Raw genomic sequence first — 16,431 nt, forward strand, 5'->3', positions numbered from 1 at the left:
CGTGAGATGCGGATTCTTCTGCTAGCGCACGATTACCCGCCCACCAATTCTCCGCAGGGTCTGCGTTGGGGTTACCTGGCATCCGAATTATGCAAGCTTGGACATGAAGTGACGGTGCTTTGTGCTGACCCCCTGGGGCGTTCGCCACCTTTCCCGGCATGGGCAGCCGGCCCGGAAATCGTGCGGGTTGCTTCCCGCGGTTTGGTACATGGCGTCCTTCGTACCGTCGCGCGTCTGAGATTGCGGCGGCGGATGGACGATCACCACGCTGGCGACGGGCTGGCAGCCGGTTTCTCATGGCGCAATCATGCAGTGTCTGGATTGTTGCGTGTCTCGGGGTTGCTGCGATTTCCGGATGCCCGGCGCGCATGGCTTCGGCCTGCCCGGAAAGCGCTGCAGGAATGGTTGCGAACCAACAGGCCCGACTTGGTGATCAGCTCGCATGAGCCCGCGGTCAGCCTCATGCTGGGCACGGAGTGTGTCCGGCGTGGCCTGCCATGGATTGCCGATTTGGGCGATCCAGTTCTGACGGACTATACCCCGCTGCATTGGCGCCGACGGGCGCTGGCACTCGAAGCGGAGGTGTGTAGTCGTGCCGATGCATTGGTAACTACGAATGACGCAACGCGCGATTTGCTGGGCACGCGCCATGGAGTAAATGCGAGCAAAGTCACGGTGGTCTCCCAGGGGTTTGATCCGACGGTCGCGGAATTGGGTACACGGAGCGTCGACTTGCCTTCCGGGGGGCGTGAATTGCGTCTTCTGTATACGGGGCGCTTCTACCGATTTCGCAGCGGCAAAGAACTGTTTGAAGCGGTACTTCGCACGCCCGGCGTAGTTCTTGATGTCGTGACCCCCAGTCTTCCGCGGTGGCTTAGCGGCTATGCGGAGATCCATTCCCGGGTTATAAGGGTCCGCCAGAATCTTCAGCACGATGAAGTGCTTGCCGTGCAGCGGCACGCCGATATACTGGTGAATCTTGGTAACGCAAATCCCGTACAGACGCCAGGAAAGATCTACGAATATCTCGGCAGCAACAGGCCATTGCTGCAGGTATTTCAGAAAGTTTCTGACCCATCGAATGCTTTTGTTGCGCAGCTGCGCCGTGGATGGGTGGTGCCGGCCGAAGTGGACGCGCTGAGTGAACAATTGGCCCGATTGCGCGATAAGAAGTTGGCGGGAAATCTTACCGAGGGGATGGATTTTTCCATGAGCGCGATCCGGCAGCATGCATGGGCTGCCAAGGCCGTGGCGCTGGACAGGATATTCCACGACGTCAGACGCCACCGTCGACACACCTTTACAGGTCTTGATCCGGGATTGCCCACATGAATGACAAGGCGAACCACGATGTGCGCGGCCCCGCGCATCACGGTCGATGGAAGGTGTGGCTGCGGCAATCTCTCAAGCTGCTCATCAGCGTAGGCCTGTTCGCGATTCTCATCCGCGCGGTCGATTGGCGTGGCGTAAGAGGGATCCTGATCAAGGCGGACCCGCAACTGCTTGCAGTGGCGATGCTCGCACTTGCCACTGCGGTATTGCTCGCTGCGTGGCGGTGGAGTTTGTGCGCATCTGCTTCCGGGATCGCGTTGCCGAGAGGGTTTTACGTGCGAGCCACCTACGCCGCCACGTTCATAGGGCAGGTACTGCCTGCCGGCGTTGGCGTCGATGCGGTACGTCTCGCATATTTCATGCATGGCCGCGCCCGGCTTGCACGGGCTCTTCAGGCATTGCTGCTTGATCGAATGGTCGGTATTGCTGCGGTAATCGTCGTTATGGCCGCGGGATTGCCACTGATGTGGAATCGTTTGCCGCTGGCGTTGAAGCTGCTGAGCATGGTGTTGATGGCGGGGTTGCTCGGAGGCTGCGGCGTACTTTGGTTGTTCGCCAAGCTTCCCTTCATCGTGAACTTCAGGGGCGAGGGTCGTCGTCGAAAGCTGATCGACCTGCTGCTGTCGGTTCGCGACAGCGTTTTGTCCAAGGACGCACTGTACGCGTTTTTGGTGAGCATGATCTTCTATAGCGTAAGCATTGCAGGAGTGCGCTGGTTTGCGGCAGCTCTTGGACTAGACGTCCCGTATCTGCTGTTGCTGGCTATTGTTGCCATGGCGATATTCTTGTCCCTGATGCCGATTTCCCTGAATGGGTGGGGGGTTCGCGAAGGGGCGATGGTGGTCGGGTTGTCGGCATTGTCGGTATCGAGAGAATCGGCGCTTGCCATCTCGCTCCTGTATGGGGCCGGCTCCGCGGTCGCTACGCTTCCAGGGGCATTCATCTGGGCCATGAGGCGACGGCACGTTGATGATGGTGCGGAAGCCCGGCCTGAAACGGAATCGATCTGGAGAAAACGGTGAGAAAATATTTTTATCGCATGATGTCGAAGTACATCAGGCTATACGCGCGGCCGGCCGATCGTGTTGTCGAATTGGACCCGTTGACCGATGAACTGGGCCATTTCCTTGACGGCATCGAGTCTTCATCGCTGGATGAATTGGCGCGGACGCAGGGCGCGCGCGCGATCGACTATCTGATTCTCAATGGCAACCTGCATTACATGCCGGATGTCCAGTCCTACCTGGGAAGCCTGAATGAAACGATGGACCCGCGCACCCGGCTTGTGGTGGTTACCTACAGCAGCATATGGCGTCCACTGGTGCGCCTGGCGACGATATGCGGCTGGCGCCGGAAAACGATGGAATCCAATTGGTTGGATGCCGGGGACATCGACAACTTCTTCCGACTGACGAACTTTCAGCTGATACGCAAGGACAGTCGCGTGCTGATGCCAGTCCAGATTCCCTTGCTGTCCTGGTTCATGAATCGCTATGTTGCTCCGTTGCCGGGTTTCCGTGCGCTGACGATGGTCAACGTGTACTTGGCTCGTCCCGTACCGCAGGTTGGGCACGACGTCCGTCCGAGTGTCAGTGTGGTGGTGGCCGCGCGCAATGAGGCCGGAAACATCCAGAACATCATAGACCGGGTCCCTCCCATGGGGCCTGACGATGAATTGATCTTTGTCGAGGGTGGGTCGAGCGACGACACTTGGCAGCGGATTCTGGAAATCAAGGGGAAACATCCGGAGCGCCAGATACTTGCGGTCAAGCAGGATGGAAAAGGCAAGGGCGATGCAGTACGCAAGGGTTTCGGTTTGGCCAGCAAGGACATCCTGATGATCCTTGACGCGGATCTGACTGTTCCCCCGGAAGATTTGCCCAAGTTTTATGAGGCAATAAGCAGCGGCAAGGCGGAATTTGTCAATGGATCGCGCCTGGTTTATCCAATGGAGCAGCAGGCAATGCGTTTCCTGAACTTGCTTGGGAACCGATTCTTCGCGGCCGCCTTTTCGTTTGTTCTCGGGCAGCGGTTCAAGGATACGCTGTGCGGAACAAAGGTACTTACGCGCGAGAACTATCAGCGGCTGGCGGCAAATCGCTCCTACTTTGGCGATTTCGACCCATTTGGCGATTTCGACCTGATATTCGGTGCGGCCCGGATGGGACTGCAGGTGATGGAGGTTCCGATCACATACCGCGAACGTAAATATGGCACTACCAACATTTCTCGGTGGAGGCATGGCCTTTTGTTGCTCGTCATGCTGGTTTTCGCCAGTCGCAAGCTGAAATTCATCTGATTGAGGCGCATTGACGTGAAAATGCGATCTTTGCGGGCGCCGGGATGGCCGGTATGGTGGCTATTGGGTTGCTTGTTGCTGGTAACAGCCTCGGTTGGCGCACGCGTATTCCTAGCCTTGCGTTTCCCCACCATTCCCGACTCTGATTTCAAGGGGGTCGTTGCTTTTGCCGACGCCCTGGCAACGCAGGGCATCACCACCGGCGGCTGGTACTGGAACCTGTTCAGCCAAGGAACATCGACGATCTTGTCGTTGGTGATCGTCATGGTGCCGTCGGATCCGACCACCACGGCACGGATGACAACAGCAATCATGCTTGGCTTGCTGCCGTTGTTTCCACTTCTTTTGCTGCGGAATCGGGTCCCGTGGTGGGGTTGTTTCCTGGCAGCGGCCATTATTGCCTTTCAGCCCGCGCTGGTGATTTTTTCCAGTGTCGTGGCCCAGGACAACTGGGTGATGCTGCCGGTCATCCCCCTGGCCTGCCTCGTGGTGCGGAATTTGTGGGGAAGCCGAAAGGGGTATCCGGTTTGGGCCGCGCTCCTCTGGTGCGTTGCGGGATACATACGCGAGGAAATGTTCGTGGCCGCGTTGCCGCTGGCGATTGCAGCGAGCTGGGTGCCGACCGATTCCGGCCTGCGGCTCAAACGCACACTTGCGTTTGCCGGAACCGCATGGCTGCTGTTGATCTGTATAGGCATGCAGCGGCATGCAGCCACGGGAAACTTTGCCCTGACAACAAGTCACGGCGGATCATCCATCTTGGGCTCGTATGCACCGGGAGCCGGGTTCGGATGGGTCGATCCACAACCATTCATCGCCGCCAAGGATCCGTCCTTGCTCGATCCTTCCAACCGCATCGTGAAGCAGGCGCCACCGGCGGCGGGTGGCGGGCAGGCAGGCGAATATGGGGCAAGCGACATCGCGCGCGGGCAGGCAAAGCTCGCCATCGAAGAGATCATGCGGCGCCCGGGACTTCATGTCGTTCAGCGCTTGGGAGCGCTCTATGCGGCGGCCAGCGACAAGGATGGAACGCTGGAATACTGGGCGCTGACCGATCCGAACGTTCAAGGCGAGGTCAATCGCACGGCCGCCACGAGTTTTGCAACCAAGATGGCCCCCTACGTTTACTGGGGATTGATCGCGTTGCATGTGCTGTTCGTGGGTGCTGTATTCGTCGCCATAAGAGAGCGCAGCGCGCTGATGCTGGTTCTGATCGGCACAATCCTGTTGAAAATGGGCATCCATGTTCTGGTGGCCATGCAAGGACGATTCCTGATCGTGACTGATGCACTGGAGGCGCTGGTAGTGACGGTGGCACTCGTGCGCATGTCTCAGCAGCCGCGGGCAGGTATAGCATTCGTGGCAGGCGCGTTGGCCGCCTTGGCAACTTGCCTTGTGAGCTCCCATTACTATGACAGAGTCCAGTCGTGGGTAGCTGTGCAGGAGTGGAATAGAGACGACCTGCATTACCGTTTTGCACTTCGCTTGCCGCATACAGAGGTCGACTGCCATATGGACCGTGGCGAGCTGACCACGCTCAACGGCGATAGTGTGGTCTTCCAGTTGCCGCGAGAGCCTCGTCCGGGAGATTTCGCCGAGGTTGTGTGTACGCAACCAGGCGGCTCGCAGCAAGGTCTGCAGTTGGACATCCACGACGGCTATGCCCCTGGAGGGCTACCGGATCGGATAGTTCAAGAAGCGATCGTCGATGGCAAAACGATCCAGAAGCATGATATAGCTGCCGAGCCGGGTGCAGGCTGGTGGTCGGTCGAGGTGCCCAGCGGTGGACAGGCCATAACGGTGCGGATCGAAGCCATTGCACCGGATGCAGGCGCCAGATGGGGCGACGCGGGTGCGACGGAGTTGCGCTTCAAAAAGGCAGATGAAAAATGAGGCTATTCCCGATGAATCTGCTTGTTGATGGGTGTGGCATCAGTCCGGCGTATACCACTTTAAAGTTTCACGTGGAAAGAGTGTCCGCCGCAGGTGCAAAAACTCACGTTGCGATCAAGTACTTGGGTTCAGCTGGCCGTTGTAAAAGCTTTGGGATATTTGCAGTCAACTGATCAGAGATGGGATGGTTGAAGCGGGAGAGAGTGAAGGCTATATGTCCGATTCGAACCATCGGACAATTGACCCGATTCTTCGGAAAGGAGTTTGTTGCGACCAGAGCCGCATCATCTCGAAGAATGGTCCGTGCTGACTATGTCTTTTCCAGCACTACCAGCACGCGAGTGGCGAAGATGCTTGGTAGCACATTTAGTCCACGATCCAGCATGCGCATAATTCCGTAGGCCGATGCGGGATACAGTTGCGGCTGCGAATATCCACCCGAGGCGGCGTAGGATATCTGGGTGTAGCGAGTGCATTTGATCATTCGCCAATCGTCACTGGCAAATTCCCTGCGGCGATTTGCGAAGATTCGCGTGGCGTTTCCTTGCGCTGCGTAATAATCGACGGAATCTGCACTCCAGTTCGCTGGAGCCAGCCACTCGATTTTTTTGTTCCAGGCGATTGGTTCGTGGTGCAGGGGGCCGTACACGAGCTTGCCCAACAGGCTGATGTAAGGCTCGTAGATCAAGACCCTGCCGCCAGTTTTCAATGCTCGATGGAACTCGCGTAGCGCAGTACCCGGGTAGCGCAAGTGGTGAAATACATCAAACAGGATGAGATTGGCGATCGTTTCCTTGTCGAAGGACAGGGCGTAGGCATTTTCGGTCTGGTCAAGCCACGGATTCGGGAACAGGTCGGTGCGCAAGCAGTCCGGTATCACGTCCTTGATGTTTCCGATGCCGGAACCAAGCTCGACGATCTTTCCATCGATGTCCGAGCTGAGCTCAAGCGCGATCTCCTGGTGCATTTGCCGGTAAATCTTTTGAAGAACGGGTTTCTTCCTCCAGAGAGCGAGGTTCCTCTGGATTTCTTCGTTGTGTCTGTCAATGTCCGTCGCCATATTCCACCTTTCTGGTGATCTCGATATCAATGCACGATCGACGCGGTCAGGGTTTGGGCTGAGTATGGCAGACCGCAAGCGTCAACTTGCCCCTGTTCTATCGTAGCAATACATGTTTTGAGGATCCGCTAGCGGGTGGATGTCATCCGGGTTTCCTTTGCCGACCAGCCGAAGACCATCCCCTGGCGCTATCCTAGATGACCTTTATTGCATGTTGTGCGCAGCCGACTCCGGGATTGCATAGCGGCTCGGCGATGTGGACCGGATGCCGCATGGCTTCTGGGCGGCATGATTGCTGCCAGCCACGGTGCATCACCACTTCTTCTCCGCCATGGCTCATGCCTTTCATTTGAGATGTTTTGTTTCCACCAGTTTGCCGGTGCTGCCAGGGTCTTCTTTCAACGCAGTCTGGGTGCCGTTACACTTGGGATGGCAACCAAAGGTACACGCGACGAGGGGCCAGTGAACACCCCGCAAGTCTCTGTCGACACGCCTTCGCGCAATGCATCGGTCGCGATGCCGGCAGCAACATGCGTCGCGGAGGTGCGCGTCGGGAGGTTACTGGTGCCGGCATCTGAAGCCGGCAGCCAGCGCTTGCGGATCATGCGAGCCGGTGACGCGGGGCGCCCAGCCGGTAAACGGCGGCCGCGTCCCCTTTCGTGCAAGCGATGGTCGAAGCGGAATCCGACGACTCTGCGATTTTGAAGTCTGGTAGTCAGGGTGCTTCAGTGCCCAGCAGGATAGATATCTAAACAAGGCGGCGTGTGTTAGCGTTTGCCAAGTACATGTCGAATGCAAAGTTGAGGTGATAATGAAGAGGGCGCTGATTACTGGTGTAACTGGTCAGGATGGTTCCTATCTGGCGGAGTTCCTTCTCGACAAGGGATATGAGGTCCACGGTATAAAGCGTCGGGCATCACTATTCAATACGCATCGCGTTGATCACATCTATCAGGATCCGCACGTTGATCATGCGCGATTCGTCCTGCATTACGGCGATCTAACGGATACTTCGAACCTGACGCGCATTTTGCAGCAGGTGCGGCCGGATGAGGTCTACAACCTCGGTGCCCAGAGCCATGTGGCAGTCAGTTTCGAATCCCCCGAATATACGGCCGACGTCGACGCGATCGGTACATTGCGGCTGCTCGAAGCCATCAGATTCCTCGGGCTCGAAAAGAAAACCCGTTTCTATCAGGCCAGCACGTCAGAACTTTACGGACTGGTGCAGGAGACTCCCCAGCGCGAGACGACTCCGTTCTATCCGCGAAGCCCGTATGCGGCGGCCAAGCTCTATGCTTACTGGATTACGGTGAACTACCGTGAGGCATATGGCATGTATGCCTGCAATGGCATCCTCTTCAACCATGAAAGCCCGAGGCGTGGTGAGACTTTTGTGACGCGAAAGATCACCCGCGGCCTTGCCAATATCGCGCAAGGTCTGGAGGCATGCTTGTTCATGGGAAATCTTGGTGCCTTGCGCGATTGGGGGCATGCCAAGGATTATGTGCGCATGCAGTGGTTGATGTTGCAGCAAGACAAGCCGGAGGATTTTGTCATCGCCACCGGGGTCCAGCAATCGGTTCGTGATTTCATTCGTTGGGCCGCCGAGGATCTTGGCGTGTTTCTTCGGTTTGATGGCACTGGTGCGGAGGAAAAGGCCATTGTCGAGCGCATCGAAGGCGACAAGGCGCCTGCACTCAAGGTCGGAGACGTCATTGTCCGAGTGGACGCTCGCTATTTCCGACCTGCGGAGGTCGAGACTTTGCTCGGGGATCCGGGCAAGGCTAAGGAAAAGCTTGGATGGGTGCCCGAGATCGGCGCACGGGAGATGTGCTCCGAAATGATTGCCGCTGACCTCGCCGAGGCGCGCAGGCACGCATTGTTGAAGCGGCACGGCTATAACGTCAGCTTGCCGCAGGAGCACTGAGTATGGCCGGGAAATCACGCATCTTCGTTGCCGGCCACCGAGGCATGGTGGGCTCTGCGATCATGCGCCGCCTGCGGGCGGTGCATGGAAGCAGTGTCGACATACTCACGCGCACACACTCGGAGCTTGACCTGTTGCGCCAAGCGGACGTTGAGGCTTTTTTTCGCGAAGCGGGCGTCGACCAGGTGTATTTGGCAGCCGCCAAGGTCGGTGGCATTCATGCCAACAACGAATATCCGGCTGAGTTCATTTATGAAAACCTGGTGATGGAATGCAATGTCATGCGGGCTGCGCATGAGGCTGGCGTACAGAAACTTTTGTTCCTTGGCTCGTCCTGCATCTATCCAAGGCTCGCGCCACAACCCATGCGCGAGGACTCGTTATTGACCGGTACGTTGGAGTCGACCAACGAACCTTATGCAATTGCCAAGATCGCTGGCATCAAATTGTGCGAGAGCTACAATCGCCAGTATGGGTGCGATTATCGTAGTGTGATGCCCACGAACCTGTATGGTCCGAATGACAACTTTCATTCGGAGAACAGCCATGTCATTCCAGCACTTCTGCGTCGTTTTCATGAGGCCGTGCAGCAGAGTGTGGAGGAAGTGACAATCTGGGGAAGCGGTAAGCCGATGCGCGAGTTCCTGCATGTGGACGACATGGCTGCCGCAAGCGTGTATGTGATGGAACTTCCATCGGCTACCTGGAAAGCCAATACACAGCCCATGTTGTCGCACATCAATGTCGGTACGGGCGTCGATTGCACAATCCGCGAACTTGCGGAAGCAATCGCGCGCGTGACTGGCTTTGAAGGGCGTCTTGTCTTCGACGCCAGCAAGCCAGACGGCACGCCGCGCAAGTTGCTGGACAACTCGAGGCTGACTTCTTTGGGCTGGAAGGCGGAAGTTGGTCTCGAAGAAGGCCTGCGCGACGCCTACGGATGGTTTCTTGCCAACCAGGGTGAATTTCGCAAATAGGGAGAGAGCCGGGCTGGCAAGTTCCCTGCTTGATGAACTGTGGCGACGATGCGCCGCCGCAGATCGTCTACGGTGTCGGACAACCGTTCATCGCAGATGAAATGAAAGTTCGGCGGTTTTCTCGCGCAGCAACGTCGCGTCGCCTCGGGACTCCACATTCAGCCGTAGCAGCGGTTCGGTGTTGGAACTGCGCAGGTTGAAGCGCCAATTGCCGAAGTCGGCGCTGATACCGTCGGTATGATCGAGCACTGGCTCGAACTTTGCGTAATGGGCCAGGACGCGTTCGATGGCGGTGCGTGCATCGTCAACCTTGAAGTTGATTTCGCCGCTGCATGGAAAGGCCTGTATGCGATCTTCGACCAATTCCGCCAGCGACATTCCCGTACTGGAAACAAGCCCGGCGATCAGCAGCCACGGGATCATCCCGGAGTCGCAGTAGTTGAAGTCGCGGAAATAGTGGTGGGCGCTCATCTCCCCGCCGTAGACCGCGTTTTCGGCGCGCATGCGCTCCTTGACGAAGGCGTGACCAGTTTTGCTCATCACCGGCACGCCGCCGGCGGCGCACACCATGTCGATGGTATTCCAGATCAGCCTGGGGTCATGGACGACCCGCTCCCCGGGATGGTGTTCCAGCAGCGCCTTGGCAAGTAGGCCCACGAGGTAGTAGCCCTCGATGAAGCGGCCGTCGGCGTCGAAGAAGAAGCACCGATCGAAGTCGCCATCCCAGGCCACGCCGAAATCTGCGCTGTACGCACGTACGGCGGCTGCCGTGGCGGCGCGACATTCGGGCAGCAAGGGATTGGGGATGCCATTTGGAAAGTGACCGTCAGGATCGTGCTGCAGACGGATGAACTGGAACGGGAGATATGGTGCCAGCAGATCCACGATCAGGCCGGCTCCCCCGTTTCCCGCGTTGACCACGATTTTCAACGGCTTGAGCTGGTCGTGCTCGATGTAGCCCAGAAGGTGTGTGATGTATGCGGATTTGTCCAGCATCGCGCCTGGCGCAACACGGGAAAGCGGGATTGGAGCCTGCTCGCGAGCGGCGAAGTCACGGATCGCATGCAGTCCACTGTCGCCACTGATCGGCCGAGCGCCTTCGCGCACCAGCTTCATGCCGTTGTAACCCATGGGATTGTGACTGGCGGTGACCATGACGCCACCAGCGGCACCAAGATGGGCGGTCTGGAAATACACTTCTTCGGTGCCGCAGAGCCCGATGTCGATAACCTCCCGGCCGTCTTGGTGGAAGCCGGCGGCAAGGGCAGCTTGCAGCGCAGGGCTGGATAGCCGGACATCGCGCCCCAGTACGACCGGTCCGGGACCGAGCTGTTTCGCCATGGCGATGCCTATCCGCCGGGCCAGCGTTTCATCGAGCTCGTCCGGCACCCGGCCACGGATGTCATAAGCCTTGAAGCAATTGAGATTCATGCGGCTCCCGCTCCCGGGCGTGCGAACGCTGGCTTCCTGCGGCTTTCAGAGTGCCTGTTCAAGTTCCGGAATGAGCTTGAACAGATCTCCCACCAGCCCGAAATCCGCGACTTCGAAGATGGGGGCCTCGGAGTCCTTGTTGATGGCCACGATGGTCCCGGCATCCTTGATACCCGTGAGATGCTGGATGGCACCCGAGATGCCGATGGCCACGTACAGCTCTGGAGCGATGATCTTGCCGGTCTGGCCCACCTGCAGGTCACTGGGCACGTAGCCAGCGTCCACCGCGGCGCGCGAGGCGCCTACTGCTGCGCCAAGCTTGTCGGCAAGCTTGAAAATGATGTCGAAGTTTTCCTTCGAGCCCACGCCGCGACCACCGGAAACCACCGTGTTTGCGCTCTGCAGGTCGGGGCGATCGCTTTTGCCGGATTGCATGCCGACATGGCGGGTATGCGTGGGAAGTGCCACCTCGAGCGTCAATGCCTCGATCGGCGCACTGTTTGCGCCAATGGCTGCGACCGGCCATGACGCAGTGCGCACTGTGGCGACAACAGTGTGAGAAGGTTCCGCTTCAACGGTCACAATGGCGTTGCCGGCATAGATTGGGCGCTTGAAGCTGTGGCTCCCTTCTACGCTCATCACATCGCTGACCTGGGTTACACCGAGCATGGCGGCGACGCGAGGTGCCACGTCCTTGCCGAAGGTGGTGGAAGGGGCGAACACATGGCTGTAACCGGCGGCAGCCTTCGCGATCTGCGGCGCCAGGATGGCAGCCAGCGGGTGGGTATTTTCAATGCGCTCGACGGTGAGCACGCGGCTCACGCCGTCGATCTTCGCGGCGTCGGCGGCGAGGGTGCCGGTATGGGCGGCCAGCACAAGCACATCGATGGATTCCGGCTTGACCGCGGCGGCTGCACTTACTGCGCGCGCAGTGGCGGGGTTCAGCTTGCCGTCCAGGTGTTCGGCGATGACGAGAACCTTGCTCATGGATCAACTCTCCTGCTGCCTTTGGGAGCGCACCTTGTGCGCAATGCTTTTGGCAAGGGCGCCGCATGCTGAGTGCGCTCCCGCGGCGATGATAGGGTTTACAGCAAACCTTTCTGCTTCAACGCTGCGACCAGCTCAGCTGCATCCTTCACCATCACACCTTTGTTGCGCTTGGGTGGAGCAGCGTAAAGGGTGGTCCTCAGATGATCGCTGGTATCGACGTCGAGCGAGGTCATTTCGATCACGTCGATGGGCTTGGATTTGGCCTTCATGATGTCGGGCAACTTGATGAAGCGCGGTTCGTTGAGGCGCAGGTCGCTGGTGATGACGGCGGGTAATTCAACTTCGATGGTTTCGAGGCCGGCGTCCACTTCACGCGTCACCGTGGCCTTCCCGTCGGCAATCTCGATCTTGCTGGCGAAGGTGGCCTGCGGGCGATCCCACAGCGCGGCCAGCATCTGGCCGGTCTGGTTGGCGTCGTCATCGATCGCCTGCTTGCCCAGCAACACCAGGTCCGGCTGCTCTCTCTCCACCAGCTTCTGGAACACGCGAGCGGCGGTAAGCGGTTGCAAGGTCTCGGCAGTGGTGACATGGATGGCGCGATTGGCACCCATCGCCAAACCGTTGCGCAGATGCGCGGTGAGATCGGCGGGACCGATGCCCACCACCACCACTTCGTTAACGAGGCCCTTCTCGCGCATGCGCAGTGCTTCTTCCAGCGCAATGTCGTCGAACGGATTGGCGGAGAGCTTTACGCCATCGGTCACCACGCCAGTGCCATCGGGCCTGACCTGGATGCGCACGTTGTAGTCTACGACGCGCTTGTAGCCGACCAGAATCTTCATGGAATTTCCTCTACCAGGTTCACCGGGGCGCGGGGAAAGCGACGCAATATGGAATTGTAACCTGTCCCGACGAGCCGTGCGGCAGCGTATGGTATTAGGCCGTTTATCGGGTTGGCGAGTGCGTTGGGGCAGCAGGCAACACGCGAAGCAATGCCTCGCGTGCCGCGTCGAAGGAGAAGTGCTCGCGCACGTTGGCCAGGCCGCCGTTCGACAATCTGAGCCAGAGTTCCTCATCCTCATACAGACGAAGTACGGCAGCGGCGAAGCGATCCGCGTCGTCGGCCAGCAGCACGTTGTGGTCATCGACGAGCTGCATGCCTTCTGCAGCGAGCCGGGTGGCGACCACCGGCAAGCCGTGACTCATCGCCATGTTCACCTTGCCCTTGACGCCGGCGCCGTAGCGCAAAGGTGCCAGCGCAATGCGGCAACCGGCCATCCAGGGTCCGAGGTCGGCGATGCGGCCATGGACGTGTACGCCTGCCCCGGCGAACTGCGGACGCATGGCTTCGGGGATGTCGCCGATCAAGTGCAGCTCGATGTCCGGTCGTGCTGCGCGGATGCGCGGATAGATCTCGCTGCTCAGCCAGCGCACTGCGTCCTCGTTTGGTGGGTGACCAAAGCCGCCCACGAATATCAATCCGCTACGCTCGGCGAAACCGGTGGTACGGCCGTGTGTCTTGTGCACGTTGGAGACCAGTTCCACGCGTGCCTCGGGTGTTTCCGAGTGCAGCATCTCGAGTTCAACCGGGCTGACGACCAAGCTTGCGTCGCAGGCGCGGATCAGGGCCAGTTCGCGCTGGCGTGAGGTTTCGGCCTGACGCGCGAGCGCCGCGTTGCTTGCGTGCCCGGCGGCCCGTCGCTCGCGCAGGAAGTGCAGGTCCACGGTGTCAAACAGCACCGTGGCGCGCGGCGCAAGCTGTCGCACGAGCTCGAGGTGTGGGGCGGCGATGTAATGCCTACACAGCATCACGGCATCGAGCGTGGAACCTTTCTTGCGCAGCCAGGTGGCTAGCGGGGGCGACCATGGCCTGCACAGCACGTGCACACCAACACGTCCCAGTTTCTGGATCTCTTCGTGCGTGGCGTTGCGATTGTCCGCCATGAAGCTCACGCGCCAGCCGAGCTCGCGCAGCAGCTGCATGATGTTGATAAGGCGCAGCGAGCCCGAGTCTCGCGAGGCATCGGGTGTCAGTGCGTCGATAATCAGGATGTGGCGTCGGCCATCGTGATGCAGTACGGCCTCCACGGGCGTTCGAGGTGGCGGCTGGTGCTGCAGGGCGGGCTGCCACTTGTCGACGAAGGTGGCGCGGTTGGAAGTCTGGTGTTGCTTCACGCCTGCAAACGGGTCGAGCCCCGAGCTGATGCCCTCGCAATGCACCACCAGACTTTCCGGCTGGTAGATCACGCGGCGGCCCGTCGCCCGCACCGCAAAGGCCAGGTCCATGTCTTCGCAGTACGCGGGGGCGTAGCGTTGATCGAACCCCCCCACGTTGCGGAACAGCGCCGCCTCGATCATCAGCGCCGCACCGGAGACATAGTCGACATCCCGACGGTAAAGAAAGCGCGGATCGTCGCGATCTTCGAAGCGGCCGTAGTTCCACGCACTGCCATCGGCGTACACGAGGCCGCCGGCCTCTTGCAGGCGGCCATCGGGGTAGACCAGCCGGCTGCCGGCAACGCCGCAATCCGCTTCCTCGACGAAGCAGTCCAGCAAACGATCCAGCCAGCCAGGCGTCACCTGGGTGTCGTTGTTGAGGAACAGCAGATATTCGCCACGGGCTGCTGCTGCCCCGAGATTGCAGCTTCCGATGAAGCCGAGATTGCGTTCGTTGCGGAGCAGGCGAAGGCCGTCGATGCGCCCCAGTACAGAGGCGCTGTCGTCCGGCGAGGCATCGTCCACCACGATCACCTCGTATGCCGCGTGGGCGTCGTGACGGGCGATCGAGCGCAGGCAGGCCACGGTATAGGGCAATTTGCCGTGAACTGGCACGATTACCGAGACACGCGGGGTCTTGCCGCATGGCAGGGCGAATGGTGCGAAAGGCGTGTCGAGCGCTTCGAGTTGCCATGGCGCGTCGGCCGCGTTGTGTGGACTGAATTCCTGCGCGATACGCGCCATGGTGCCACGCACGCCGCGCTGCGCCATGCTGCTGCTCACACGTTGCAGGAGGTAGCGCAGGCGTTTGAGTCGCCACGAGATCGTGCTGGTCAGAGTTGCTTCCTTGTTGAAACTCGGTGGCGAGCCATCCGCTGGCGGGATGACTCTCGCAGGATCACAGATTCTGGTAATTCGGCCCCGAGCCGCCTTCCGGCGTGACCCAGGTGATGATTTCGTACGGGTCCTTGATGTCGCAGGTCTTGCAGTGCACGCAGTTGGCGGCGTTGATCTGCAGGCGGCGGCCCTTGCTTCCATCGGCGTGCACGTCTTCCACCATCTCGTACACGTTGGCGGGGCAGAAGCGGGTGCAGGGGTTGCCGTATTCCGTGGTGCACTGGTCGACGCAGATGCTGGTGTCGGCCACGTGCAGGTGGATGGGCTGGTCCTCGTCGTGCTCGGTGGCGGCGAAGTAGACGCCGGCGAGGCGGTCGCGCGGGGGCAGTGCGCGGGGTTGCACGTAGTCGCGCTTCGGCTCCTCGCACTCGCCCAGCTTGTGCAGGCTGGACCAGTCGGGCTTGTTCTTCAGCGTCCACGGCGAGCGACCGCCGATGGCGGTTTCCCACGCGGCGTTGAACATGCCGAACCACAGGCCCTTCTTGAAGCCGGGCTTGATGTTGCGCACCTGCTTCAGCTCGGCCATGGCCTCGGAGCCTCGCAGCTTCGCGTCGAAGCCGGCGGCCTGGAGTCCGTTTCCGGCCAGGTGCTCGGCGGCGAGCATGCCGCTGCGGATCGCCTGGTGCGTGCCCTTGACCTTGGGCACGTTGAGCAGGCCGGCGGTGTCGCCGATCAGCAGCGCGCCGGGCATCTCGCACTTCGGCAGCGACTGCCAGCCGCCGGTGACGATGGCGCGCGCGCCGGCGGAGAGGATGGTGCCGCCTTCCAGCAAGGGCTTCACCTGCGGGTGGTTCTTCCACTGCTGGAACGCTTCCCACGGCTGGTAGTTCGGGTCGCTGTAGTCCAGCCCGCTGACGTAGCCCAGCGCGATGCGGTCCTGGTCCAGGTGGTAGATGAAGCTGCCGCCGTAGGTGTGGCTGTCGGCGGGCCAGCCGACGCTGTGCACGATCCTGCCCGGCGCGACGCGGCCGGCGGGCACCTGCCACAGCTCCTTGATGCCGATGGAGTAGCCCTGCGGGTCGCTGTCGCGGTCCAGCCCGAAGCGCTTGATCAGCTGCTTGGTGAGGCTGCCGCGCGCGCCCTCGCCCAGCACGGTGACCTTGGCCTTGATGTCGATGCCCTGGGTGTAGCCGGGCTTGTGCGAGCCGTCCTTCGCCACGCCCATGTCGCCGATGCGCACGCCGGCGACCGAGCCGTCGTCGTTGAACACGGTGTCGGCGGCGGCGAAGCCGGGGAACACGTCCACGCCCAGCGCCTCGGCCTGCGGCGCCAGCCATGCGCACATCGCCCCCAGCGAGACGATGAAGTTGCCGTGGTTGCGCATGCCCGGCGGCAACGGCAGCTTGCGGCCGGGCATGCGCAACCACGGCAACTTCATCGTCTCGCTGGGGGCGATGTGCGCATG

At 60.2% G+C, this 16,431-nt stretch carries 12 protein-coding genes; 6 read left to right on the plus strand and 6 right to left on the minus strand.

Going from position 1 to position 16,431, the window contains the following annotated elements:
* Positions 1–6: 6 nt before the first annotated feature.
* From PCA_RS02885 to PCA_RS02900, 4 genes are all read left to right on the plus strand, one after another.
* Positions 7–1,332, plus strand: a complete 1,326-nt coding sequence (locus tag PCA_RS02885) for a glycosyltransferase (RefSeq protein WP_181300768.1) — start codon at positions 7–9, stop codon at positions 1,330–1,332.
* Positions 1,329–2,354, plus strand: coding sequence for a lysylphosphatidylglycerol synthase transmembrane domain-containing protein (locus PCA_RS02890; RefSeq protein WP_181300770.1), 1,026 nt, complete (start codon positions 1,329–1,331; stop codon positions 2,352–2,354). The genes PCA_RS02885 and PCA_RS02890 overlap by 4 nt, the downstream gene beginning before the upstream one ends.
* Positions 2,351–3,631 (plus strand): glycosyltransferase family 2 protein, encoded by a 1,281-nt coding sequence (locus PCA_RS17765; RefSeq protein ID WP_181300772.1) that lies wholly within the window; start codon positions 2,351–2,353, stop codon positions 3,629–3,631. The genes PCA_RS02890 and PCA_RS17765 overlap by 4 nt, the downstream gene beginning before the upstream one ends.
* Before the next feature lie 117 nt (positions 3,632–3,748).
* Positions 3,749–5,524 (plus strand): hypothetical protein, encoded by a 1,776-nt coding sequence (locus PCA_RS02900; RefSeq protein WP_181300774.1) that lies wholly within the window; start codon positions 3,749–3,751, stop codon positions 5,522–5,524.
* 310 nt (positions 5,525–5,834) lie between these two features.
* Here PCA_RS02900 and PCA_RS02905 read toward each other — a convergent pair whose 3' ends face one another.
* The gene (locus PCA_RS02905) at positions 5,835–6,584 is read right to left on the minus strand and encodes a methyltransferase domain-containing protein (RefSeq protein WP_181300775.1); all 750 of its coding nucleotides are present in this window, start codon (positions 6,582–6,584) and stop codon (positions 5,835–5,837) included.
* 811 nt (positions 6,585–7,395) lie between these two features.
* On the opposite strand from PCA_RS02905, the gene gmd reads away from it, so the two are divergent.
* Positions 7,396–8,514: a GDP-mannose 4,6-dehydratase gene (gene gmd, locus PCA_RS02910; RefSeq protein ID WP_181300777.1), complete on the plus strand. Its 1,119-nt coding sequence runs from the start codon at positions 7,396–7,398 to the stop codon at positions 8,512–8,514.
* A 2-nt stretch (positions 8,515–8,516) separates the two neighbouring features.
* A complete protein-coding gene (locus tag PCA_RS02915; protein WP_181300779.1) occupies positions 8,517–9,491 on the plus strand; it encodes a GDP-L-fucose synthase in 975 nt (324 codons plus the stop codon).
* Between the two features lie 87 nt (positions 9,492–9,578).
* Here PCA_RS02915 and PCA_RS02920 read toward each other — a convergent pair whose 3' ends face one another.
* The 5 genes from PCA_RS02920 to PCA_RS02940 form a co-directional block, all read right to left on the minus strand.
* The gene (locus PCA_RS02920; protein WP_181300781.1) at positions 9,579–10,922 is read right to left on the minus strand and encodes a phosphomannomutase; all 1,344 of its coding nucleotides are present in this window, start codon (positions 10,920–10,922) and stop codon (positions 9,579–9,581) included.
* Positions 10,923–10,967: 45 nt separating this feature from the next.
* The gene (locus PCA_RS02925; protein WP_181300783.1) at positions 10,968–11,909 is read right to left on the minus strand and encodes an FAD-binding protein; all 942 of its coding nucleotides are present in this window, start codon (positions 11,907–11,909) and stop codon (positions 10,968–10,970) included.
* A gap of 98 nt (positions 11,910–12,007) precedes the next feature.
* A complete protein-coding gene (locus tag PCA_RS02930) occupies positions 12,008–12,754 on the minus strand; it encodes an electron transfer flavoprotein subunit beta/FixA family protein (RefSeq protein WP_181300785.1) in 747 nt (248 codons plus the stop codon).
* Positions 12,755–12,857: 103 nt separating this feature from the next.
* Positions 12,858–14,900, minus strand: a complete 2,043-nt coding sequence (locus PCA_RS02935; protein WP_181300787.1) for a glycosyltransferase — start codon at positions 14,898–14,900, stop codon at positions 12,858–12,860.
* Positions 14,901–15,027: 127 nt separating this feature from the next.
* On the minus strand, positions 15,028–16,431 hold a 1,404-nt coding region (locus tag PCA_RS02940; RefSeq protein ID WP_255436615.1), incomplete at its 5' end, for an electron transfer flavoprotein-ubiquinone oxidoreductase.

Origin of the sequence: Rhodanobacter sp. PCA2 (assembly GCF_013620825.1) — a bacterium.
Taxonomy (GTDB): domain Bacteria; phylum Pseudomonadota; class Gammaproteobacteria; order Xanthomonadales; family Rhodanobacteraceae; genus Rhodanobacter_A.